Origin of the sequence: Boseongicola aestuarii, assembly GCF_900184815.1 — a bacterium.
In the GTDB taxonomy this organism is placed as follows: domain Bacteria; phylum Pseudomonadota; class Alphaproteobacteria; order Rhodobacterales; family Rhodobacteraceae; genus Boseongicola; species Boseongicola aestuarii.
Window position 1 is genome coordinate 238,975 of the sequence record NZ_FXXQ01000002.1, and the last position, 23,001, is coordinate 261,975.

The following is a 23,001-nucleotide window of genomic DNA, read 5'->3' on the forward strand; positions in this document are numbered from 1 at the left end:
CCCGCGGAAAAAATTCATTGCAGTGACGCTACGCAGACGCTTGTGTCAGGTCAAACGGGCAAATCCCGCGCCACCCGCGCCGCCAATCGCAAAGCATGGCTTGGATCAATCGCAGCGGATGGCATCACTTTATCATATCCGGCCCGAATAACCGCCGCGATATCGGGCCTCAAAACCACATTCTCACCAATCCGCGCCAAAGGCCCCTTGTCGCGAAACGCCACGTCTGACCAAAGCAAGATCGTCTGTGCCGCCTGCGCCAATGCGATATCCTCGGCCGGCACCTGTTCCATCTCAGCGTCCATCCGCACAAATACAAACGCCGCCTTGATCGCGCCAGTCTCGTCAAACCTGAAATGCCGGTATTGATTGGCCTCCGCCGCCTTAAGTCGCACGACCAAAGGCCCCAGATCCGGGACCAACCGGTCCAGATCCGGCGTCTCCACCAACTCATCCCATTCGCGGAAAACGAACATCATCAAATTGACCCCAAGCTCGGGATCCGTCTCGGCCATCTGATGCCCGGCCAACACGACAACCGCCTCAATCGCGCCCTTCACAACGGACAGCGTCGCGTCATCCACGCCAAACACCACCGGAACAATCGGTCGCCCCCAACGCGCAAAAAGGTAATCCCCATCCGAGCGGGTAAACATCGGCTCAACGTCAATCATATCCATACGGTCGATCTATCGCGCGATGATCGCCACTTCCAGCCTCACCCTTTCAAAAAAATACCACCGCCGGAGGCAAGAAATCAGAACAAATCCGCCTGTCCCGATGCCTTCGGTGCCGCCATTCCCAAATGCGACCAGGCCTTCGCCGCCAACATCCGTCCGCGCGGTGTGCGCTGAATCAATCCCTGCTGCAAAAGATAAGGCTCAATCACCTCCTCAATCGCATCCCGGCTTTCCGACAAGGCCGCCGACAAGGTCTCGACCCCAACCGGCCCCCCGGCATAATTCTCGGCAATCAAGGTCAGATACCGCCGGTCGGCCCCGTCAAGTCCCAACCCATCAACCCCAAGCCGCGTCAATGCACTGTCAGCCAGGGCTTGCGTCAACCGCCCATCACCCTCGACAAGCGCAAAGTCCACAACCCGCCGCAACAGCCGCCCCGCAATCCGCGGCGTCCCCCGCGCCCGTCGCGCAATCTCACGAACGCCACCATCCTCCGCCGGAAGCCCGAGCAACCGCGCGCCCCGCTCAACGATCTGAAACAACTCGTCCTCGGTGTAAAAATTCAACCGCGTCGGAATCCCGAACCGGTCCCGCAAAGGCGTAGTCAAAAGCCCCAGTCGAGTCGTCGCCCCCACCAACGTAAAGGGCTGCAACTCAATCCGCACCGTGCGCGCCGCCGGCCCCTCGCCAATCACCAAATCCAGTTCGAAATCTTCCAGCGCCGGATAAAGCACCTCCTCAACAACCGGGTTCAACCGATGAATTTCGTCAATGAACAAAACATCCCGCGCTTCCAGGTTCGTCAGGATCGCCGCCAAATCTCCCGCCTTGGCCAAAACCGGCCCCGAGGTCATGCGAAAATTCACCCCCAATTCGCGCGCCACGATCTGCGCCAAAGTCGTCTTGCCTAACCCCGGAGGCCCATGGAACAGCGTATGATCCATCGCCTCGCCGCGCAGCCGCGCGCTTTCGATAAACACCCCAAGGTTCGCGCGCGCTTCCTCCTGACCGATGAACTCGCCCAGCACCTGAGGGCGCAACGCCCGATCCGCATCCTCGGCCCGCGCCTCGGGGCGCATCAATGGATCAGGCTCACTCACAAGAAATTCCCATCTTTTTGGCAAAAATATCCCGGGGAGCTCGAGGGGCAGCGCCCCTCATCCACCGCGATGCCGCAGGCAGCGCAAACATCGGCCAAACCCCTCATCCCTTCGGCGCCAATCGCTTCAAAGCGGCGCGGATCAATACCGATGTCTCCGCCCCCTCATTCGCGCCGGCGGCTTCCGCCACCGCACTCGCCGCCTCGCCAGGCCCATAGCCAAGATTAGCCAAAGCCGACAACGCCTCCGCCTGAGCCGAAGCATTCGGCGACTGAACCGGAGCCGCAACTGCAGGCTCGACCACCTCGCCAGCATCCAACACAGGCGCCGCCCCCGACATCGCCATCATTGCAGGTGCTTTGCCCTTCAACTCCAACACGACACGCTGCGCGATCTTCGGCCCTACACCCGGCGCCGCTTTCACAGCCCCCCAGTCGCCCAAGGCAATCGCCCGAGACACCCCGTCCGGCCCCAACGTGCCCAAAATCGCCATCGAAGCTTTAGCCCCGATCCCCTGAACGCCCATAAGCAACCGATGCCATTCCTTCTCGACCAACGTCGTGAACCCAAAGAGCTGCATCAAATCCTCGCGTACCAGCAAATCCGTATAAAGCGCCACCGCCTCACCGACTCCCGGCAAAGCCGCCAGCGTCCGCTCGCTCACATGCACGACATACCCAACGCCCCGCACATCAATCAAAACGTGATCCGAGCCACGATAATCAATCCGCCCCGCCAGCTTGCCAATCATCCGACCGCCCTCTGCATTCGGGCCGCCGTCGCAGCCAGATGCGCATGACAAATCGCAATCGCCAAGGCATCCGCCGCATCCGGCCCCGCGATCACGACACCCGGAAGCTGCATCTTCACCATATGCTCGACCTGTCGCTTATCCGCATGGCCCACACCAACAACCGCCTTCTTCACTGCGTTCGGAGCATACTCACCAACCACAATCCCGGACAGCGCAGGCACCAGCATCGCAATGCCGCGTGCCTGTCCCAATTTCAGCGTACCCGCTCCATCCTTGTTCACGAACGTCTGCTCAACAGCAGCCGTATCCGGCGCATAAACCGTCCAGATTTCACTCAGTTGTTCGAACAAAGACACCAGTCGCCCGCCAAGATCGCCATTTGTGGTTTTGCAAATGCCATTGGCCACATGACTGAGCCGCGAGCCGGACACATCAATCACGCCCCACCCCATGGCCCTCAGCCCCGGGTCCAGCCCCATCACACGCATTGCCTCACCTGCTCATTTTTGTCTTTCAAAACGAGTAGCACGAAACGCGAACATCTTCCAAGAAGATTGCGGGGCTATGTATCAAACGCACCAAAACATCCCCGAAGCGCCGCCCGCCCCCGCAACCGCGAGTCCGGCATCTCAATGAGACAATTCAGCCACACCCTGGACGAACGAAATAAATTCCCGCATATCCGCTCGAAATGTCGCAATCAGACCGCGCATTGACGACACCCCGAAAGTCAGCCCGAAACCGCCACATCTGACGTCAAAATCGACATTCCCGAGGCCGATTTTCCCCTTTACCGGAAGCAGTTTACGCCCAAAAACGACCTATGCAAGAAGTGCATCACGGGCATGCAATTTGTGCGCTTGCCCGACTCGTTTCGCCCTACTAACTGCGGCCAATCAAATAACGGGCAGCAGCCCAAATACCAAGGATTACCGCGATGGCACTTTACGACTCACGCCTCAACAGCCGTCCCGCAACAGTCGTTGACCGGGCCTATGCTGCATTAACTGGCGCATTTGCGGCGTTTGCCGCCTGGAACGACGCGCGTCGCACACATGACGCCCTTTCGCAGCTTTCGGCACACGAACTTGAAGACATCGGTCTTCACCGCGGCGACATCGACCGTATCGCTCGCAAGACCTTCTGAACCCGCGTTCAGAGAATGAAAAAACGGCCGCGTCTGGCAGGACGCGGCCGTTTTTCGTTGTTGTGCCGGAACCAGGCCGTCCATGACGACCCACAGTTACCGCACGAGGGATGAGATAGCGCTGGAAATCGACAGCGTGACGGGATCAGCCGTCATGGCAAGAGCGCCGATCTGTTCGATCGTGTTGCCGCCCCGCAGGGTTTCAACCTGCGCCTGATAGGCAACAGCGCCAAGGTTCGAATGCAGGAAACCCTTGAAGATTAGCATCACGAGCAAGAGCAGAAATGTGCCGCGCACCAAAGCATAGCCCCGTGGCTTCCGTGGCTTGGCAACAACAAGACCATCGTCGGTGATCTGTGTCACAAAACCGTGGCTCAACTTGCTGTGCCGCCGGTTGATCCGGCGCATGCGGCGTTCAAATTCGTCAAATTGATGAGCAGACATCAAATTTCTCCAGACACCGGACGTAATATGCCGGATGCGAGAAGATTCCGCGAAATTGTGGCCTCAATGTGGCGTAGACCGCTGATTTACAGGGCTTTCGTTCAAATTGCGTCTATTCGCGCTAAAGTGAGCGTCGTCCAGTCAACAATCTGCTCACCTTTAACAAGATTGAACCCAAACTCGCGATAACGCGCAGCGACCTTTTCGGCTTGCTCGTTCAGGATACCGCTCAAGATCGCATGTCCACCAACACGCACCGCCCGCCCCATCTCCGGCGCGAGATCCAACAACGGCCCCATCAGAATATTGGCAAAGACCAGATCAAACTGCCCTTCACCAGACAAGGCCGCATGCCCGAAACCCGCCGCCTCGACACAGCGCACTCGTCCCTCCAGCCCATTGGCACACACATTTGCTTCCGCCACATCCACCGCAACCCGATCAATATCCGAAGCCAGAACCTCCTCGGGCCAAATCCGCGCCGCCGCCATCGCCAAGACAGCCGTACCACAACCGATATCCGCAACCGCCATCGCTCGCACGCCATCATCAATCAATCTGTCCAAAGCGCGCAAACACCCCAGCGTCGTCCCGTGATGCCCAGTCCCGAAGGCCATCGCCGCCTCGATCAACAGCGAAACCCGGTCCTCCGGCACCTTGTCCGCATCATGCGCGCCATAAACGAAGAACCGCCCCGCCTCGACGGGCGTCAACTCACGACGGACATGCGCAACCCAGTCGGTCTCAGGAACTTCCGAAACAACGAACTCACCCGCACCAAAAGCAGCCGCCAACAATGCCAGCCCGACGACGTCCGGCTCTTCCAGAAAATAACCGCCGACTTCCCAAGTGTCGCTGCCATCCTCGACTTCGAAGACTCCAACACCTGTCGGCTCGGGTTCAATCGTTTCCAACGCAAGACCGAGCGCTTCCGCCCGGTCTTTGCTCTTTAATGTGGTCAATGCGGTCCATGTGCTCATGGCCCAGCGCCTACGCTGAAAGGCGATGCCCCGTCAACGTATTCACCCTTTCAAAAATACCAAAAAGCGGAGCCGCAGGGCTCCCCCAATAAGGTCTCTCAGTCAGGCGCTCACACCAGTGCCAATCGGGCAGGTCACACCCGTGCCACCAATCCCGCAATATCCGTTCGGATTCTTGGCCAGATACTGCTGGTGATAATCTTCAGCGAAATAGAATTCTGGGGCCGGGACAATCTCGGTTGTCACATCCCCGAAACCGGCGCCGCCAAGTCGCTCACCAAACATTCGCTTGGTTTCTTCCGCAGCCGACTTCTGCGCGTCGCTGTAATAGTAAATCCCCGAGCGATACTGCGTGCCCACGTCATTGCCCTGACACATGCCCTGGGTCGGATCATGTCCTTCCCAAAACACCTTCAGCAAGTCCTCAAACGAGATCACCGCAGGGTCATAAACCACCCGCACAACTTCGTTGTGCCCGGTCTGCCCCGAACACACCTCCTGATACGTCGCGTTCGGCGTATACCCCCCCGCATATCCCACGGCCGTCAGATGCACGCCATCCAGCTTCCAGAACATCCGCTCAACGCCCCAGAAGCAGCCCATGCCGAACATCGCAATTTCCATGCCCTCCGGCACGTCCGCGCTCAGTGAATTTCCGTTCACAAAATGCGTCGTCGCGGTCGGAATGGCCTCACCCCGACCAGGCAAAGCCGCATCAGCAGCAACCATCTCGGACTTCTTTCGGTTCATGAAAAACATCGGGCTATCCTTCCTCAATCGGTTCTCATCCAATATAGGGTCGCCCCCGCTCCGCTTCTACTCCGCAGGGGCCGGCTGAGCCTTGCTGAACACGGTCTCGTGACCAGGCACCGGGTGGCGCGGGATCAAAAGTGCCAGAACCAGCGATGTCAGCGCCATGCAGGCCGCCAACACAAAGACCCCGCCCGGCGAGACAATCCAGAAATACCCCAGCAACGCCGGCAAAAACACCGCCGCAATATGGTTGATCGTAAAGGCCACCGCCGCCGTCGGTGCAATATCCCCCGGATCCGCAACTTTCTGAAAATACGTCTTCAACGCGAAGGCCAACGAAAAGAACACGTGGTTCACCACATACAGCGTCGCCGCAACCGTCTGGCTCCACTCAAGATAATACACGCAGGCATAAGCGATAAACACCGCCGCCAGCCCGACATACTCGAACGCCAACGCCCGCCGCTCGCCAAAATAGGCCACGGCTTGACCCAGTACCGGAGCAATCAGCATGTTCGCAAGAAAGCTGTAAATGAACAGCGCCGTGACTTCATGCACCTCAAAGCCAAAACGCTCGACCATCATGAACGCTGCGAACACCACGAAAATCTGCCGCCGCGCGCCCGACATGAACTGCAATGCATAATAGAGCCAATAGCGCTTGCGCAGCACCATCTTCTTCAACTGCGGGTCCGGGGCCTCAAACTGTGGAAAGGCCACCATGCAATAGACCGCAATCGCAAGGCACGCACCGCCAGACAGCAGGTAAACCGTGTTGTAGCTCAGGTTGAACACATCCCAAGTGGCGACCAAAAGTCCGTAGCTCAGCAAGGACGCCCCCGACCCGAACGCCACCAGCCAGCCCAAAACCTGCGGCGCGCGGTCTTTCGGCAGCCACTGAAGCTGCAACGACTGGTTCACCGTCTCGTAGTAGTGAAACCCGATCGACGACAAAAGCGTGATGAACAACAGCCCGCCGAAGCTCGGAAACCACGCCGTAATCGCCGTTGCCGCGCCCAAAAGCGCCAGCGACACCAACCCCAGCACCTGCTCGCGGACGAAAATGATGATCGCGATCACGCCCACCGCCAGAAACCCCGGTACCTCGCGCACAGTATGCAGCCAGCCGATCTCGACTCCGGAGAAGCCCGCACGTTCGATCACGAAGTTATTGAGCAGCGCGGACCACGTCGCGAATGCCAGTGGCATCGCAATGGCCATAAGGACCAACAATGTCGTGGGGCGCCGCCAAAGCGGAAACTCTCGCGCCTCGGCCAGGTGAACAATACGCATGGATTCGGCTTACGCCTAAGCCGTGGGTCCGGCAAGTGCGCGCGTTGCGTTAACCATGTTATGGTCAGATCGGTCGCACCGACGCGATACCGACGTCATACCGACGTTGTACCGACGTGGCCGAAATCGCCGGTTTCCACAGAAAGTTAATTAAAAAAGCCCGATTCGGGATCTCATGCGTCTGCCGCCGTACGCGGGGTCCGGAATTCAGTAAAAAGTTTGCGGATCGATATCGATCGACAGCCTTAAATTGTTGGGCAATTTCACCTGATTGACCCATGCCACCAAGGCCTCCTGCAGTGGCGCCGTCTTGTCCGCCTTCACCAAAAGTCGCACCCGGTGCCGACCACGTATCCGTGCAATCGGAGCTGCCGCAGGCCCGTAAACCTGCGCCCCGATTCGCGCCAAAGGCTCGCGCCGCGTCGCTAAAATTCGCCCAATATCAAAGACTTCCTGCACATCCGGCGACGACAGAACGATCCCCGCCATCCGCCCGAACGGCGGCACCCCTGCCGCCTGCCGCTCGCGCGCTTCAGCCTTCCAGAACTCTTCCTCGTCCCCGCTCAGGATCGCTCCGATCACCGGATGCGCCGGCTGATAGGTCTGCAACAAAGCCACCCCCGGCTTTTCCGCCCGCCCGGCACGCCCCGCCACCTGCCGCATCAGTTGAAACGTCCGCTCCGCCGCCCGTAAATCCGAGCCCTGCAACCCAAGGTCCGCATCAATCACCCCAACCAACGTAAGGTGCGGAAAGTTATGACCTTTTGCGACGATCTGCGTTCCGATGATGATGTCCGCATCGCCTTCGGCAATCCGCTCAATCTCGGCTTTCAAAGCCCGCGCAGACCCAAAAACATCTGACGACAAAACCGACGTTCGCGCCTCTGGAAACAGCGCCTGAACCTCCTCTGCCAACCGCTCAACACCCGGCCCCACCGGTGCCATCCGCCCCTCCGCATCACAGGATGGGCAGGCCTCCGGCAAAGGCTTTGATTCGCCACACTGATGGCACACAAGCCGCTTCAAAAACCGGTGCTCCACCATCCGCGCATCGCAGTGATCGCACCCGATTTGATGCCCGCAGGCCCGGCAAATCGTCACCGGCGCATAGCCCCGGCGGTTAAGGAACAATAACGATTGTTCGCCCGCCTCGGTGCGCTTTTTCACCTCATCCACAAGGGTTTGCGAGATCCATCGATCACTTGGCAGCGCCGCATCGCGCATATCAATCGCGCGCATATCGGGCATCGCAGCGGACCCGAAACGAGATGTTAACGTTACGCGGGTATACTTCCCGGCCTCAGCATTCGCCCAGCTTTCCAACGACGGAGTCGCCGACGCCAAAACCACCTGCGCCCCATTAATCGACGCCCGCAAAACCGCCATATCGCGTGCATTATACAAAACGCCGTCTTCCTGTTTGTAGGACGTGTCATGTTCCTCATCGACGACGATCAGACCTAAATCCTGAAACGGCAAAAACAACGCCGACCGCGCGCCAACAACCAATTGCGCGCCGCCCTCGCCCACCATCCGCCAGGCACGTCGCCGCTCGGTCATCGTCACGCCGGAATGCCACTCGGCCGGCCGCGCCCCAAACCGTGCATCAACCCGCGTCAAAAACTCCGCAGTCAGCGCAATCTCCGGTAACAACACCAGAGCCTGCCGCCCCGCCGCCAGACAGGCCCCGACGGCCTCCAGATAAACCTCGGTCTTCCCCGATCCCGTCACACCCTTCAGCAAAGTCGTCCCGTATTTGCGCCCCGCCACACCCGATTTAAGCGTCTCCGCCGCCGCCGACTGCTCCTCAGTCAGTTCATAAGGGCTCTCACCCGGATCAAGTCGCGGATAGGCCACGTCACGCGGACTGGCCTCCTCAGCTACCACGCCCTGCTTCACCAAACCTTTAACAACGCTGGAAGAAACGCCTGCCATCTCGGCGAGCTCTTTCAGCGTGAACGCCAGACTACCGTAGCTCTCCAGCGTCTCAACAACCCTGCGGCGCGCGTCCGTCCACCGGTCCGGTTCCCCTGTCCCGCGACGATAAATCGTGCGCATCGACGGCGGATCCCCAAGCCCCGGCGAGCGCGTCGCAAGCCGCACCATCGCCGACATCGGTGTCAGCGTGTAAGCCCCGGCCCGTTCCAGAAACGTGCGCATCTCTTCGCGCATCGGCACGGCATCCAGAACCCGAATGACGGATCGCACCTTGGCAAGGTCATACCCCCCCTCGCCGCGGCCCCAGACAATGCCCAACACCTTCCGTGGCCCTAAAGGCACCTCAACAAAAGCGCCTTTCATGCACCCGCCCTCGGGCGCCTTGTAATCCAAAGCCCGGTCAATCGGCTGCGCTGTCAGCACTGAGATCAACTCGCCTTCATGGAAATGCTCGATCACGCGTGCCTCGGTTTATCGCCTGAAGTGAGGGTTTGGGGGTTCAGCCCCCGCGTCTGATCCGCTATCAGTGCCACGAAACCGAACCTAAGCACCAGAGGGGCCAACTGATGAAATTCTTCGTCGATACCGCCGATACCGATGCAATCGCCGAGCTGATCGAGCTCGGGATGGTCGACGGCGTCACCACCAACCCATCCCTGATCCATAAAAGTGGCCGCGATATCAAGGAAGTGATCGCTCAGATCGCCAAGATGACCGACGGCCCCGTCAGCGCCGAAACGGTGGCGACCGACTACGAAGGTATGATCGCTGAAGGTCACGAAGTGGCAAAGCTCGGCGACAACATAGCGATCAAGGTACCTTTGACATGGGCCGGCTTGCGTGCGTGCAAGACGCTCACCAGCGAAGGCCACATGGTCAACGTCACGCTTTGTTTCTCGGCAAATCAGGCACTTCTGGCGGCAAAAGCCGGTGCTACGTTCATCTCGCCCTTCATTGGTCGCCTTGATGACCTGAACCTCGACGGCATGGACTTGATCGCTGACATTCGCGAGATCTACGACAACTACGGATTTGAAACCCAAATCCTCGCCGCTTCAATCCGCTCGGCAAATCACATGAGCGACGCCGCCAAGATCGGCGCCGACGTCGCAACCGCACCGCCGGATGTGATCAAGAAGATGGCCCTCCACCCTCTAACGGACAAAGGCCTCGATGCCTTCCTGAAGGACTGGGCGGCTACGGGTCAGTCGATCCTCTGATCCAATAAGAAGACTTGTTGCGCCGGACCGCCCCTGTGCGTCCCCCGGCGCAACGCCTCCTGCCTCCGACGTAAACTGATCCACGCTGCTTTCACATGCAGGTGAAGAATCGCGAGCGAAGGTTGGCTTGCGCATTTCATAACCTATCTTGATCATATGACGTTTAAGGCGTCCGGCATCCGGCGCCACGAGCAGACCTTTGGAGGACCTCCACATGCAGATCACTGCAGCACGAACAACAACGACGTCGACAACAGTGCTCCGCGCATTCTGGCTGACGACGCTTGCGATTGCCCTGCTGATTGCACAGACTATCGCCTCAGCGGCGCAGACACGACCGACCACATTCGCCGATCTTGCAGAACAAGTCAGCCCGTCGGTCGTGAACATTACAACCTCGACCACTTTCGCGACCAGCACCAACCCCGGACCGGTCTTGCCGGAAGGCTCGCCATTCGAGGAATTCTTCGAGGATTTCATGGATCGCAACGGTCCGAATGGCCAGCGGCCCCGCCGTAGCCAGGCGCTTGGCTCAGGCTTCGTGATCTCTGAAGACGGATATATCGTCACCAACAACCACGTAATTCAGGGCGCTGATGAAGTCCTGATCGAATTCTTCGAAGGCTTCGAACTTGAAGCCGAGATCATCGGTACAGACCCGAATACCGACCTCGCCCTTTTGAAAGTCGAAAGTGACGAACCGCTGGCCTTCGTCTCGTGGGGTGACAGCGAAGTCGCCCGCGTTGGCGATTGGGTCATGGCCATGGGTAACCCACTCGGACAGGGCTTTTCGGTCTCCGCTGGCATCGTTTCGGCCCGTGGCCGCGCGCTTTCCGGCACCTATGACGACTACATTCAAACAGACGCAGCAATTAACCGTGGCAACTCTGGTGGTCCGCTGTTCAACATGGATGGGCAGGTCATAGGAGTAAACACGGCGATCCTAAGCCCGAACGGAGGCTCTATCGGCATTGGTTTCGCGATGTCCAGCCGTGTTGCGGAAAACGTCATTCAGCAGCTTCGCGATTTTGGGGAAACCCGCCGCGGATGGCTGGGCGTCCGCATCCAGGACGTCACCGAGGACCTTGCGGACGGTCTTGGGCTTGAAGAAGCCCGTGGCGCGCTGGTGACGGATGTTCCCGAAGGCCCGGCGCTTGAGGCCGGAATGGAAGCCGGAGACGTGATCCTCAGCTTCGATGGGGTCGACGTCGACGATACACGCGGGCTTGTCCGCCAGGTCGCCAACACTTCTGTCGGTTCAGAAGTGCGGGTGATTGTGTTCCGCGATGGCAAAACCGAAACGCTCCGCGTTACGCTCGGTCGTCGCGAGGAGGCAGAAAACCCCGTGCCTGCATCCATTGATCGGCAGGAAGACCCGACAACCGCCGACTTACTCGGGCTTACGGTTTCCGACATCACGGATGAATTGCGTGAACAACTCGGCCTTACTGATGATGTCGAAGGACTTGTCGTTGCCAATGTTGCCGAAGATAGCGAGGCCTTCGAAAAGGGCCTGCGTGTCGGCGATATCATTACCGAAGCTGCCCAGGAAAGCGTTGCAAGCATCGCAGATCTGAAGGAACGCGTCGAAGCCGCGCGCGAAGCCGGTCGAAAATCTCTGGTGCTTCTGGTGCGCCGTGATGGCGACCCGCGTTTCGTCGCTTTGACACTGGACGACAGCTAGGATTCGTCCCCTCGGTCTTGGCTGTTTTTGGGCGCCCGTTCGCGGGCGCCCATTTTTTTGACCTGTATCAGAGCGCCGCTGACCGTAATGTGAAAGACTCGTGCCGACCAAAGCAAAAAGGGAACGGCGCATGACGGATTCGGCAGAGGCAGCAAAAGACACAGCCATAAACGACAACTCTATTCTCGCTTTTGAAACCGGCGCGTACCCCTACTCCGAGAAGCTCAGCAAATCGAGCTACGAGGCGGAGAAAGCCGCTCTTCAGGCGGAACTCCTCAAGGTTCAGCTCTGGGTGCAGGAAACCGGGCAGAAGGTTGTCATGCTGTTTGAGGGGCGCGACGCTGCTGGCAAGGGCGGAACGATCAAACGATTCACCGAACATCTCAATCCGCGTGCAGCGCGCGTCGTTGCCCTGAACAAACCCACGGATGAAGAGCGCGGCCAGTGGTATTATCAACGTTATATCAAACACCTGCCAACCAACGGTGAATTCGTTCTATATGATCGGTCTTGGTACAACCGCGCCGGCGTCGAGCGCGTCATGAGTTTTTGCGAGCCCGGCGAATACCTCGAATTTATGCGCGAGACTCCCGAACTTGAGCGCATGCTGACGCGCAGCGGCATCAAGCTGATCAAATATTGGTTCTCTGTGACCCAAGGCGAACAGCACCGACGCTTCCAGGCGCGCGAAACGGACCCGTTGAAGCGCTGGAAGTTGTCACCAGTAGATCGCGCAAGTCTCGACAAATGGGAGGATTACACTGAAGCCAAGGAAGCTATGTTTTTTTATACCGACACGGCCGACGCCCCCTGGACGGTGATCAAGTCGGACGACAAGAAACGTGCCCGGCTGAATTGTATGCGGCACTTTCTCGCGCAGTTCGATTATCCCGACAAGGACTTGTCAGTTGCAAAGGCACCCGATCCGAACATCGTGGGTGAAGCCAGCCATGTGGTCCACGGCGCTGATCATATCTTGGCGACGTCATCACATCCTGCAACTCGACGGAGTTGAAGTCTGGTTCTGACGGCTGACCTTATATCGTTTCGCGGTAAATGACCTGTTGGGCGGCGCCTGCAAAAGTCAGCCAAAGGGAGGTCATTACCAATCCCCAATGAGCAAAGCTGTCAGGATCGAATGCAACCCAGGCCGCCCAACCTGCAAAGAACGTCCAGCCCAAAGCCATTGGAAGCGTAATCATGCGCCAACGCTCGGTGCGCACGGGATGGACGAACTTGACCGGCACGAACATCGCCAGAGCTAGCAGCACGACAATGCCGGTACTAACCCAGAAATTCGGTTGAACCGCGAAAAGAACCAGGACCACCATGTTCCAGCATCCCGGAAAACCGGAAAACGAATAGTCCGCCGTCTTCATACGTGTATCCGCGAAATAGAGCGCCGAGGTGAACGTAATTATGATTATCGCTAGCCATCCCGTCCAACCCGGCAACAAACCCGAAGTAAACAATGCGAAAGCAGGAATGAACACATAGGTCAGGTAGTCGATGATCAGATCCAGAAGTTCACCATCGATTCTTGGTGCGTTCTCCTTGACGCCAGCCGCTCGCGCCAAAGGCCCGTCGATGCCGTCAACGCCAAATGCAACGACCAGCCAAAAGAACATCATTGCCCAATCGCCACTCACTGCTTCCAGCATTGCAAGCATCGCCAACACGGCTCCGGTCGCGGTCAGAAGGTGAACAAGATAGGCTTTGGTCTTGATTTTCATTCGGGTCTCATGCCGGAATTTTTGTGCCAACGCCAGCACTTCCCGGTTTCAGGTCAGGTCCGTTGCGCTCGTGGGTGTGCCGCCTTGTAGACGTCCATAAGGCGTGCGGCGTCAACTGCGGTGTAAGCTTGGGTCGTGGACAGAGATGCGTGCCCAAGAAGTTCTTGAATGGATCGAAGGTCGCCACCGGCATTCAGAAGATGCGTCGCAAAACTGTGGCGCATCGCGTGCGGTGTCGCGGTCGCCGGCAAGCCCAGTTGCGCGCGTGCGCGCTCCATGACTTTCTGGATCAAGCGAGGATTGAGCGCGCCTCCGCGCAAGCCGCGAAATAGCGGTGCATCGCTTGTTAGATCAAAGGGACAAGCCTTGATATAGGCGTCCACGCTGCGCTGCGCCATTGGGATCACGGGGACGATCCGCTCTTTACCGCCTTTACCTAGAATCCGAATGGTTTCGCCAAGTGGGACCGCTCCGCCCGTCAATCCGAGGGCCTCGGATATCCGCAGACCACACCCGTAAAGCAAGGTGACGACGGCGGCGTCCCGCCGCGCGATCCAGTCGGTTGTCGATTGAAGTTCAACCGTATCGATCATCGCCTTGGCCGCACTGGCCTCCAGCGGGCGCGGCAGTTTGCTTTGGAACCTCGGGCTTCGCGTCATCAAAACGGGTGTCGGATCGAAGCCGTCGCGTTCGGCAACCCATCCGATGAAATTCTTTACGGCCGACAAGGATCGCGCCAGCGAGCGCGCGCTCACACCACGCCCGCGCTCATGCGCCATCCATGCGCGCATATCGCGAGTCGTAAGGGTTCGCAGCACGCTCGCACCCGCGGCGTCTCCGAAATGCGCTTGGAGGAACTCAAGAAACCCGAAAACGTCCGTGCGATAGGCATCGACTGTCTTCGTTGCCCGTCCGCCAATTGCCGAAAGCTCGGCCAGCCAGCGTTGAACTACGTCTGTCTGCCCCGGAGAAATCACCCCAACCAGCGCCGCATCGCACGTTCGAACACACTTCCCATAAAGCTCAGAAGATCGGTTCCATGGTTGGCCGAAAACTGGTGCGGATCATCCGAGCCCAGAGCCAGCATCCCGGGCAGGCGCAGTTCTCCGAAGTCCAGAAGAATGCAGGCTTCCGACTTCACCCACGCACTATCTTTGCCGTATATCGTGCTTTCGCCCGGTGAAAGTCCCCGCAATGTAACCTGCCGCGCCGCCTTTCCGTGCCCTGCGTAGTGCTCGCAAAAACCCGGCTCAGCGATCGAAAGTACGTCGCTGATCTCAACCAGATTCGGATCCAGCGCCGTTTCGTGGCTCTCAAGCAAGAGCCGCACTTTCTTGACGCGCAGAATTGTCATCACGTCCTCGCCAAGGCAGCGAATGAACCCCTCGAACTCGTGTGGTTCAAGAAAAGCCAGAATGGCCCGGTGAATCTGGTTGGTGCCAGCCAGATTCTCGTAAGCCGCTGCAATAACAGAGTTATGCGTGTCTTCCAGTCGCGTAAGGCGGTCTTCAAGTCGCTCCATCGCGACACCGCGCAGGTCCACGATGTTCGAACCCATCGCCTGCTCATTCGCTGTAATCAGCGCACGCATCACATCGGGATCGCTTAGGATCATGTCGGGTTCACTCAGAATACGCGCACGCATATCTTCGGCCAATGGTGCCGGTTCGCTCATGGCTGATGCCTCACTCGTTGCCTCAGGCCCGGGTTATCCCGGTGCCGCTTTTGATTTCTCAGCACACTGACAGCTACGACGGCATCGCTCAAGAGTCTGCTGCCTGCAAGCCTGCGAAACGCGGCAGGGAAGCCACGCTTGTATCGGCAAACGTGTTGGTCAGGAGAATTGCTCGCGGATCAGCCGCTCCTCAAGCCCGTGGCCCGGATCGAACAACAGGCGGTGTACGATGCTGGTTTCCGAATGCACTTCGACCCATCGCACATCCGGCACCGTCCTGCTGTCAGCGTCCGCTCGAACTGGCCGCTTTTCGGGGTTCAGAACGTCAAAGCGCACCGTGGCTGATATCGGCAACAACGCACCCCGCCAACGCCGAGGTCTAAACGCAGCAACTGGCGTCAGCGCCAGCACGTCAGCTCCTATTGGCAGTATCGGTCCATGGGCCGAATAGTTGTAAGCCGTCGATCCGGCCGGCGTCGCAACCAAAGCACCGTCACATACCAGTTCTTCCATCCGTGTGCGACCATCGACCGAGATCCGCAACCGCGCTGCCTGTGGGCCGCCGCGCAATAGGGAGACCTCGTTCAGGGCAAGTGCTTCGGTGATCTTTCCATCGACGCCTTCCGCACGCATCTTGAGCGGATTGAGCTGCACCTCTTCGGCTTCCGCCACGCGTTCCTGCAGGGCGTCCTCGCTATAGGTGTTCATCAAAAAGCCGACCGTACCGCGATTCATCCCGTAGACCGGCTTGTCAAGCGCGCGCGCCTCACCGAGTGTCTCCAGCATGAACCCGTCGCCGCCAAGGACCACGATGACATCCGACGCTTCCGCATCCACTTGGCCATAGCGATTTGTCAGCGCCGTCAGCGCGTCTTGCGCGACATCTACATTGCTGGCGCGAAAGGATATTTTCATGACTTTAGCGTCCCGGATGCCCGTGTTGACTGCGACGATTGCCCGAGCGCATCGGAAACACAAGTGCGCAAAGGGGAACAGCGTGACGACTTCACGCATCAAACTGCCGGTTTCCCGGCTTTTCGGGCGCAGCGATTGAGGTTAAGACGACGGGAACTTATGTAGCCACCCGAAGGGGGAAGACCTCATGAATGTGACCCACCGCGATTCCGGCTTTTTCACCGAAAGCCTCGCAGACCGCGATCCCGAACTGCATCGCGCCATTCGCTCTGAACTTGGGCGCCAGCAGGACGAGATCGAGCTGATCGCGTCGGAAAACATCGTCTCAGCGGCGGTCATGGAGGCGCAAGGCTCGGTTATGACCAACAAGTACGCCGAGGGCTATCCGGGCCGGCGCTATTACGGCGGCTGCCAATACGTTGACATCGCCGAAACGCTTGCCATTGACCGTGCGAAAGAGCTGTTCGGATGTGACTTTGCAAACGTGCAACCCAACTCGGGCAGTCAGGCCAATCAGGGCGTGTTCACGGCGCTACTGCAGCCCGGCGACACTATCTTGGGGATGAGCCTCGATGCCGGCGGACACCTGACGCACGGTGCCAAGCCAAACCAGTCGGGCAAGTGGTTCAATGCCGTCCAGTACGGTGTGCGCAAGGAAGACCTTCGGCTTGACTATGAGCAGGTCGCCGCATTGGCCGCCGAGCATCAGCCAAAGCTTATTATCGCGGGTGGCTCGGCCATTCCCCGTCAGATCGACTTCGCCAAAATGCGTGAGATCGCGGATAGTGTCGGCGCTTATCTGCACGTGGACATGGCCCACTTTGCGGGACTCGTCGCCGCTGGAGTACACCCTTCGCCTTTCCCACACGCACATGTCGCGACAACTACGACGCACAAGACATTGCGCGGACCGCGCGGCGGTATGATCCTGACGAACGACGAAGCCCTGGCCAAGAAGTTCAATTCAGCGATTTTCCCGGGCATTCAGGGCGGCCCCTTGATGCACGTGATCGCTGCCAAGGCCGTGGCTTTCGGTGAGGCTCTGCGGCCCGAGTTCAAGGTCTATCAACAGCAGGTTATCAAGAACGCTCAGGCCCTGGCTGATGAGCTTATGAAAGGCGGCATAGATATCGTAACAGGAGGGACCGACACGCATGTGTTACTGGTCGATCTGCGTCCCAAGAGAGTGACGGGGAAGGCCACGGAAGCGGCTCTCGGTCGTGCGCATATCACTTGCAACAAGAACGGCATCCCGTTCGATACCGAAAAACCGATGATCACTTCGGGCGTACGCCTGGGGTCTCCTGCGGCGACGACGCGTGGTTTTGCCGAAGGCGAGTTCCGCGAGATTGGTCGTTGGATTACCGAGGTTGTCGATGGACTGGCAGCGCATGGCGAAGATGGCAATGGCGCAGTCGAGCAACGCGTCAAGAGCGAAGTCCAAGCCCTTTGCGACCGTTTTCCGATCTATCCCGGACTTTGATCCCAATAGATGCTGAATGCGACCACCTTCGGCAGTGCGACTGACCTTACACCGCTCTTGATTGCGCACGGGCTTTTCGGCTCGGCGCGCAATTGGGGCGTGATCGCGAAGCGACTGTCGGAAAATCGCATCGTCACTGCCGTGGATATGCGAAACCACGGTGAAAGCCCTTGGTTCCAAGGTCATCGATACCCCGACATGGCGGATGACCTGGCGCGCGCAATTGCTGGCCAATCCGATGTGCTGGGTCATTCGATGGGCGGCAAGGCGGCAATGCTGTTGGCCCTGAACCATCCCGATAAAGTACGGAAACTTGTCGTCGCCGATATCGCGCCGGTCACATACACTCATACGCAGACACCGCTTATTGATGCGATGCGCGGGCTTGACCTCGAGGCCATTGAAACCCGCGGCGACGCTGACCGGCAGTTGCAAGCGACAATCGACGAGCCGGGTGTCAGGGCGTTTTTGTTGCAGTCACTCGATGTCAAAGAGCGGCGCTGGCGGCTGAACCTGGATATTCTGGCTGCGGAAATGGATCATATCATTGGTTTCCCCGAGGTCTCCGGGGCGTTCGATGGTCCAACACTGTTCCTTTCAGGTGCAAACAGCGATTACGTTCGCCAAGAGCATCGAGAGCGTATCCACGCGCTTTTTCCGTCAGCGCGCTTTGCGAAAATTCCCGGAGTCGGGCACTGGCTTCACGCGGAGAAACCGCGCGAATTCGAAGCGGCGGTTTCCGCGTTTCTGGCGGCCTGAAACCGTGTCGCCCTGATGGAATTTACCATCCGATAAATAGCTCGACACGGTCGGCAAGGCTTGAGATTGCGCCGCCGATTCCACGCCCGATGTCCGAGACGAACGCCTCGGGCGTGGAAAGCGTACTTGCCGTCAAGAAATCACCGAATGCCAGATAACCCGCCAATAAAAATACACCGGCGGATATTAATCGAAGGTTCACAATAGCCCTCCTCATCGCCAATTTAATGCCGCGAAAATAGCGGCCTTTTCTTCAAACTTCGAGCCTTTTCGCAATTCCAGCGCCTTTCGGCGCGAAAATCCAAGAAAATCGCCACCAGTGCGCCGCGATGCTTAGTTACCGACCGAGCCGAAGGCCCCGGATACACCACTTGCCAAGCCCTTGGCGGAACTACCGATCGAGCGGCCGCTGTCGACCGCCACACCATAGCCCCCGGCAAATCCGCCCCCGCCGCTTCCGGTTGCGAAGGACTGCAAGGAACGGACCGGATTCTTTCCGGTATATTGGTTGTAGGCAAATCCCGCGGCTGCAAGTGCAACAGCAAAAATGAAAATACGTCCCATTCTGTTCTTCCTTCCCCAAAAGGACAGACCGGCAGCATGATACACTTCTTTGTCAGATTTTACTTTGTTTTTTTCGGAAACACTTCGGCGTGCACCATTCAACATTGCAGAACCGTGTCGCGTCTGTCGTACAGATCAACCGAGGCGGCATCTTACGACACAACATATAGTTGCCAGATTGGTGAATATAGGCTATCCGCCACATCATAGGTGCGTAGACGCGGTATGCATGCTCTGACGAGAAGCGGGGGTCGACTGCAAAAACAGTTGGCCCCCGTGGCATTTCAAAGGCCCAAAAGTTAAGCCTGAAATAGCAGAAGACGTCAGGTGCTCAGACGCGGTCTTTGCATTGTGCTGTTGCCAACACGCCCTGACGTCTTCCTGGAACCTATCCCCCCAAAGGGCTTTAGGCCCGTTCGCGACTTCCCCGAAGGTCCGCCGCTGCAAACCACGATCTTGCGATCCTGACTTGCGCGCTCTGCCTGTTATCCGCCGTACTTTCCGCCCCAGCCCGAAGGCCGAACAGGTCCGCGCGACTTCCTCAAAACCTACCCGATCTGATCCGGCACTGATGTCCCTTTTCAAATCGCTTCGACCCTGAGAGGCTCAGCACCCCGCCCCTTTGCCGAAGCTCCGTTGCGGTGATCTCAAGTTGGCAAAGAAGTCCAAACGCGCCAACAAAAAAGCACTGCAGCATGAAAATTTCTTGGGGATAGTCTTGGGGACAGCTTCGAGGAAGGCTTGTGGATAGTTCCTAAATTGCGCCACGCGCCGGGCACTTATCCGGGGAAAACCCCGACAGACAGGCAGGTCCGGTTATGCGAAGGATTCTGCAGGTGCGAATTGGATTAGGTCGGCTTTTCTGCTGCCCGCCGCTTGGAACCCCCAAGAAACATACGAATCAACTCAGTCCTTTAGAGACCAGCGGACACTTGCGTTGTGGCTGTCAGCACTGAATTTCCTCGGGGGACTATCCGCACTTTGAGTGACCACAGCTTGGGCAGGTCATGCAGCCTTCGACCATGTGCATTCCGTATTGGCCACAACTTGGACAAGCAGGGCCCCGGCTTTCGTTCAGGTTCACGACCTGCGCGCGCGGATCCTCTTTCAGGCCCATGCCTTCGCCGGCGATGAAGCCGATAGATACGAGGTGGCGCTCAATCACGCTTCCGATGGCCGCCAGGATCGATGGCACGTATTTGCCTTGCATCCATGCGCCGCCACGGGGGTCGAAAACCGCCTTCAGTTCTTCAACGACAAAGGATACGTCGCCGCCGCGCCGGAACACTGCCGAGATCATTCGCGTCAATGCGACTGTCCAGGCAAAATGCTCCATGTTTTTGGAATTGATAAAGACTTCAAAGGGTTGGCGTCGGCCACCCTGAATGATGTCGTTGATCGTGATGTAAATAGCGTGCTCGCTATCGGGCCATTTCAGTTTGTAGGTCGAGCCTTCTAGCGCCTGTGGCCGGTCAAGCGGCTCGGCGATATAAACCACATCGCCATGCGGCGTCGCGGGCGCATCTTCGTCCCCGGAAATGACCTCGGGGGCGCTGGATTTTTCTTCGGAAACGCTCAGAACTGAGCCTGTGACAGCGTTCGGACGATAAGTCGTGCACCCTTTGCAGCCGGTTTCATAAGCCTGCAGATAGACATCTTTGAATGCCTCAAAGTCGATGTCTACAGGCACGTTGATCGTCTTGGAAATCGAACTGTCGATCCACGTCTGCGCCGCCGCCTGCATCTTGACGTGCTCGGAGGGCGACAGGGTCTGTGCGTTAACGAAATATTCAGGCAATTCTGCATCGCCAAATTTATCGCGCCACATCTGGACCGCGTAATCGACCACTTCCTCCTCGGTGCGGGTGCCGTCCTTTTGCAGCACTTTGCGGGTGTAAGCATAGGCGAACACGGGTTCGATACCGCTGGAAACATTTCCGGCATAGAGACTGATCGTCCCGGTCGGCGCGATTGACGTTAACAATGCGTTGCGAATTCCGTGTTCGCGGATTTCTGCGCGGACGTCTTCGTCCATCGCCTGCATGGCACCGCTGGCAAGGAATTTATCGGCGTCAAATAGTGGAAAGGACCCTTTTTCCCTCGCGAGCTGAACCGATGCCAAATAGGCTGCCCGCGCGATTTGTTTGAACCACATTCCGGTCAAATGCGCCGCCTCGTCCGAGCCATAACGCGCGCCAACCATCAAGAGTGCGTCCGCAAGCCCTGTCACGCCAAGCCCGATCCGGCGTTTATTCAATGCCTCCTGACGCTGTGCTTCGAGCGGGAACCGCGAGGCATCCACCACGTTGTCCATCATGCGCACGGCGGTCGAGACCAAATGGTCAAGCGCCGTTTCATTAAGATGCGCGGTTTCGCTGAAAGGTTCGTTAACGAGCCGCGCGAGGTTGATAGACCCGAGAAGGCAGGCGCCGTAAGGCGGAAGCGGTTGTTCACCACAGGGGTTCGTGGCCGAGATCGTTTCGCAATAGCCGAGGTTGTTCATCGCATTGATGCGGTCGATGAAAATCACGCCTGGTTCCGCGTAATCGTAAGTCGAGCGCATGATCTTGTTCCAAAGATCGGCCGCGTTGACCGTCTTGTAAACGGTTCCATCAAAAGACAATTCCCAAGGTGCATCAGCTTTGACCGCCGCCATGAAAGCATCCGTGACAAGGACGGAAACATTGAAGTTTCGCAGGCGTGCGGGGTCGGATTTGGCCGTGATGAAATCCTCGATATCAGGGTGATCGCAGCGCATCGTCGCCATCATCGCCCCACGCCGGGATCCGGCCGACATGATAGTGCGGCACATGGCATCCCAAACATCCATAAAGCTTAACGGGCCTGAGGCATCGGCGGCGACCCCTTTGACGTCGGCTCCCTTGGGGCGAATCGTCGAGAAGTCGTAGCCAATGCCGCCGCCCTGCTGCATCGTGAGGGCCGCTTCCTTCAGCATATCAAAGATGCCGCCCATGCTGTCGGGAATCGTGCCCATAACGAAGCAATTGAACAGCGTGACCGAGCGGGCGGTGCCGGCGCCAGCGGTAATCCGTCCGGCGGGCAGGTATTTGAAATCAGCGAGAGCCGAATAAAACACGCTTTCCCAATGCTTTGGGTCATTCTCAACAGAGGCGAGAGCGCGCGCAATTCGCCGCCAGGTATCTTCGACGGTCGCGTCGATGGGGGTGCCATCCGCGTCCTTGAAGCGGTATTTCATGTCCCAAATTTGCTCGGCGATCGGGGCTGCGAAGCTGGTCATAGCGAATCCTCTGGTGAGACGGGAAAACTACTACATGTTGATGCCGCGCTTCAATGAGTTAGATTATCCTGTGTGGTCTGGGGAAGAATCTGTGGATAAGTCGCTACATCTTATTAAGCTTTGCGTCGGTGCGACAAAGGTCGAGGACTTGCTGGAATGGCAGGCGAGTGGTCGGGCCAAGGGGGCGGATGGATTGCCTCGGCATGTGACGCGGATGTGGCCGAAGCGGGCGGACGAGATTTTGGACGGGGGCTCGATTTATTGGGTCTTCAAGGGGCTCGTTCTGGCACGTCAGCGGATCGTGCGGTTTGATGAGGTGGATCGGGGCGATGGGATCCGGCGGTGTGGAATCGTAATGGATCCAATTGTTTACCGGACTGAGACCGTTCCAAAGCGAGCCTTTCAGGGATGGCGGTATTTGCCGGCAAGCGATGCGCCACGCGATCTTTCCCTAGACCGTGCGAACGAGGATTTACCGCCAAAACTGATGTCTGCCCTCGCTGATATCGGGGTTCGTTAGGAGCGATTTAGGCACGTCGGTGCAACGTCGGTATCACGTCGGTATTGCGTCGGTGCGACCGTTCGCATCGTTAAGATATCGGCGATTTGTTCGCGGATTT

At 58.2% G+C, this 23,001-nt stretch carries 23 protein-coding genes; 7 read left to right on the plus strand and 16 right to left on the minus strand.

Annotated elements, in window-relative coordinates; genetic code table 11:
* Positions 1 to 50 precede the first annotated feature (50 nt).
* The 4 genes from BOA8489_RS04115 to ruvC form a co-directional block, all read right to left on the minus strand.
* Positions 51 to 680: a hypothetical protein gene (locus tag BOA8489_RS04115; protein WP_093972715.1), complete on the minus strand. Its 630-nt coding sequence runs from the start codon at positions 678 to 680 to the stop codon at positions 51 to 53.
* A gap of 77 nt (positions 681 to 757) precedes the next feature.
* The gene (gene ruvB / locus BOA8489_RS04120) at positions 758 to 1,759 is read right to left on the minus strand and encodes a Holliday junction branch migration DNA helicase RuvB (RefSeq protein ID WP_370807149.1); all 1,002 of its coding nucleotides are present in this window, start codon (positions 1,757 to 1,759) and stop codon (positions 758 to 760) included.
* Between the two features lie 124 nt (positions 1,760 to 1,883).
* On the minus strand, positions 1,884 to 2,531 hold the full coding sequence (gene ruvA / locus BOA8489_RS04125; RefSeq protein ID WP_093972717.1) for a Holliday junction branch migration protein RuvA: 648 nt from the start codon (positions 2,529 to 2,531) through the stop codon (positions 1,884 to 1,886).
* The gene (ruvC, locus tag BOA8489_RS04130; protein ID WP_093972718.1) at positions 2,528 to 3,022 is read right to left on the minus strand and encodes a crossover junction endodeoxyribonuclease RuvC; all 495 of its coding nucleotides are present in this window, start codon (positions 3,020 to 3,022) and stop codon (positions 2,528 to 2,530) included. Before ruvC ends, ruvA begins: the two co-directional genes overlap by 4 nt.
* 449 nt (positions 3,023 to 3,471) lie before the next feature.
* Here ruvC and BOA8489_RS04135 point away from each other — a divergent pair, with 449 nt between their 5' ends.
* Positions 3,472 to 3,681, plus strand: coding sequence for a DUF1127 domain-containing protein (locus BOA8489_RS04135; RefSeq protein WP_093972719.1), 210 nt, complete (start codon positions 3,472 to 3,474; stop codon positions 3,679 to 3,681).
* 96 nt (positions 3,682 to 3,777) lie between these two features.
* On the opposite strand, the gene BOA8489_RS04140 is transcribed toward BOA8489_RS04135, so the two are convergent.
* From BOA8489_RS04140 to BOA8489_RS04160, 5 genes are all read right to left on the minus strand, one after another.
* On the minus strand, positions 3,778 to 4,125 hold the full coding sequence (locus BOA8489_RS04140) for a hypothetical protein (protein WP_093972720.1): 348 nt from the start codon (positions 4,123 to 4,125) through the stop codon (positions 3,778 to 3,780).
* 101 nt (positions 4,126 to 4,226) lie between these two features.
* Complete coding sequence (locus tag BOA8489_RS04145) at positions 4,227 to 5,105, minus strand: 50S ribosomal protein L11 methyltransferase (RefSeq protein WP_093972721.1); 879 nt, start codon at positions 5,103 to 5,105, stop codon at positions 4,227 to 4,229.
* 102 nt (positions 5,106 to 5,207) lie between these two features.
* A complete protein-coding gene (gene msrA, locus BOA8489_RS04150; protein WP_093972722.1) occupies positions 5,208 to 5,864 on the minus strand; it encodes a peptide-methionine (S)-S-oxide reductase MsrA in 657 nt (218 codons plus the stop codon).
* A 57-nt stretch (positions 5,865 to 5,921) separates the two neighbouring features.
* On the minus strand, positions 5,922 to 7,151 hold the full coding sequence (locus tag BOA8489_RS04155) for an MFS transporter (protein WP_093972723.1): 1,230 nt from the start codon (positions 7,149 to 7,151) through the stop codon (positions 5,922 to 5,924).
* 207 nt (positions 7,152 to 7,358) lie between these two features.
* Complete coding sequence (locus BOA8489_RS04160; RefSeq protein WP_093972724.1) at positions 7,359 to 9,548, minus strand: primosomal protein N'; 2,190 nt, start codon at positions 9,546 to 9,548, stop codon at positions 7,359 to 7,361.
* Between the two features lie 107 nt (positions 9,549 to 9,655).
* Here BOA8489_RS04160 and fsa point away from each other — a divergent pair, with 107 nt between their 5' ends.
* The 3 genes from fsa (at position 9,656) to ppk2 (ending at position 13,008) form a co-directional block, all read left to right on the plus strand.
* A complete protein-coding gene (fsa, locus tag BOA8489_RS04165) occupies positions 9,656 to 10,309 on the plus strand; it encodes a fructose-6-phosphate aldolase (RefSeq protein WP_093972725.1) in 654 nt (217 codons plus the stop codon).
* A gap of 214 nt (positions 10,310 to 10,523) precedes the next feature.
* Positions 10,524 to 11,993 (plus strand): DegQ family serine endoprotease, encoded by a 1,470-nt coding sequence (locus tag BOA8489_RS04170; protein WP_093972726.1) that lies wholly within the window; start codon positions 10,524 to 10,526, stop codon positions 11,991 to 11,993.
* 130 nt (positions 11,994 to 12,123) lie between these two features.
* Positions 12,124 to 13,008: a polyphosphate kinase 2 gene (ppk2, locus tag BOA8489_RS04175; protein WP_093972727.1), complete on the plus strand. Its 885-nt coding sequence runs from the start codon at positions 12,124 to 12,126 to the stop codon at positions 13,006 to 13,008.
* Between the two features lie 22 nt (positions 13,009 to 13,030).
* Here ppk2 and BOA8489_RS04180 read toward each other — a convergent pair whose 3' ends face one another.
* The 4 genes from BOA8489_RS04180 to BOA8489_RS04195 form a co-directional block, all read right to left on the minus strand.
* Positions 13,031 to 13,726 (minus strand): CDP-alcohol phosphatidyltransferase family protein, encoded by a 696-nt coding sequence (locus BOA8489_RS04180; RefSeq protein WP_093973038.1) that lies wholly within the window; start codon positions 13,724 to 13,726, stop codon positions 13,031 to 13,033.
* Positions 13,727 to 13,779: 53 nt separating this feature from the next.
* Positions 13,780 to 14,703, minus strand: coding sequence for a tyrosine recombinase XerC (locus BOA8489_RS04185; protein ID WP_093972728.1), 924 nt, complete (start codon positions 14,701 to 14,703; stop codon positions 13,780 to 13,782).
* Positions 14,700 to 15,401 (minus strand): DUF484 family protein, encoded by a 702-nt coding sequence (locus tag BOA8489_RS04190; RefSeq protein ID WP_093972729.1) that lies wholly within the window; start codon positions 15,399 to 15,401, stop codon positions 14,700 to 14,702. Before BOA8489_RS04190 ends, BOA8489_RS04185 begins: the two co-directional genes overlap by 4 nt.
* 159 nt (positions 15,402 to 15,560) lie before the next feature.
* Positions 15,561 to 16,355: an NAD kinase gene (locus BOA8489_RS04195; protein WP_370807151.1), complete on the minus strand. Its 795-nt coding sequence runs from the start codon at positions 16,353 to 16,355 to the stop codon at positions 15,561 to 15,563.
* A gap of 148 nt (positions 16,356 to 16,503) precedes the next feature.
* On the opposite strand from BOA8489_RS04195, the gene glyA reads away from it, so the two are divergent.
* Both glyA and BOA8489_RS04205 read left to right on the plus strand, forming a co-directional pair.
* Positions 16,504 to 17,799, plus strand: coding sequence for a serine hydroxymethyltransferase (gene glyA, locus BOA8489_RS04200; RefSeq protein ID WP_093972731.1), 1,296 nt, complete (start codon positions 16,504 to 16,506; stop codon positions 17,797 to 17,799).
* A 9-nt stretch (positions 17,800 to 17,808) separates the two neighbouring features.
* A complete protein-coding gene (locus BOA8489_RS04205) occupies positions 17,809 to 18,558 on the plus strand; it encodes an alpha/beta fold hydrolase (RefSeq protein WP_093972732.1) in 750 nt (249 codons plus the stop codon).
* 22 nt (positions 18,559 to 18,580) lie between these two features.
* Here the strand turns inward: BOA8489_RS04205 and BOA8489_RS04210 are convergent, their stop codons facing one another.
* The 3 genes from BOA8489_RS04210 to BOA8489_RS04220 all read right to left on the minus strand — a co-directional run bounded on the left by BOA8489_RS04210 (position 18,581) and on the right by BOA8489_RS04220 (position 22,381).
* Positions 18,581 to 18,760: a hypothetical protein gene (locus BOA8489_RS04210; RefSeq protein ID WP_093972733.1), complete on the minus strand. Its 180-nt coding sequence runs from the start codon at positions 18,758 to 18,760 to the stop codon at positions 18,581 to 18,583.
* A 131-nt stretch (positions 18,761 to 18,891) separates the two neighbouring features.
* Complete coding sequence (locus tag BOA8489_RS04215; RefSeq protein ID WP_141138232.1) at positions 18,892 to 19,122, minus strand: hypothetical protein; 231 nt, start codon at positions 19,120 to 19,122, stop codon at positions 18,892 to 18,894.
* Positions 19,123 to 20,092: 970 nt separating this feature from the next.
* The gene (locus BOA8489_RS04220) at positions 20,093 to 22,381 is read right to left on the minus strand and encodes an adenosylcobalamin-dependent ribonucleoside-diphosphate reductase (RefSeq protein WP_093972735.1); all 2,289 of its coding nucleotides are present in this window, start codon (positions 22,379 to 22,381) and stop codon (positions 20,093 to 20,095) included.
* 91 nt (positions 22,382 to 22,472) lie between these two features.
* Here BOA8489_RS04220 and BOA8489_RS04225 point away from each other — a divergent pair, with 91 nt between their 5' ends.
* Positions 22,473 to 22,901: a DUF1489 family protein gene (locus tag BOA8489_RS04225; RefSeq protein ID WP_176440205.1), complete on the plus strand. Its 429-nt coding sequence runs from the start codon at positions 22,473 to 22,475 to the stop codon at positions 22,899 to 22,901.
* Positions 22,902 to 23,001: the final 100 nt, after the last annotated feature.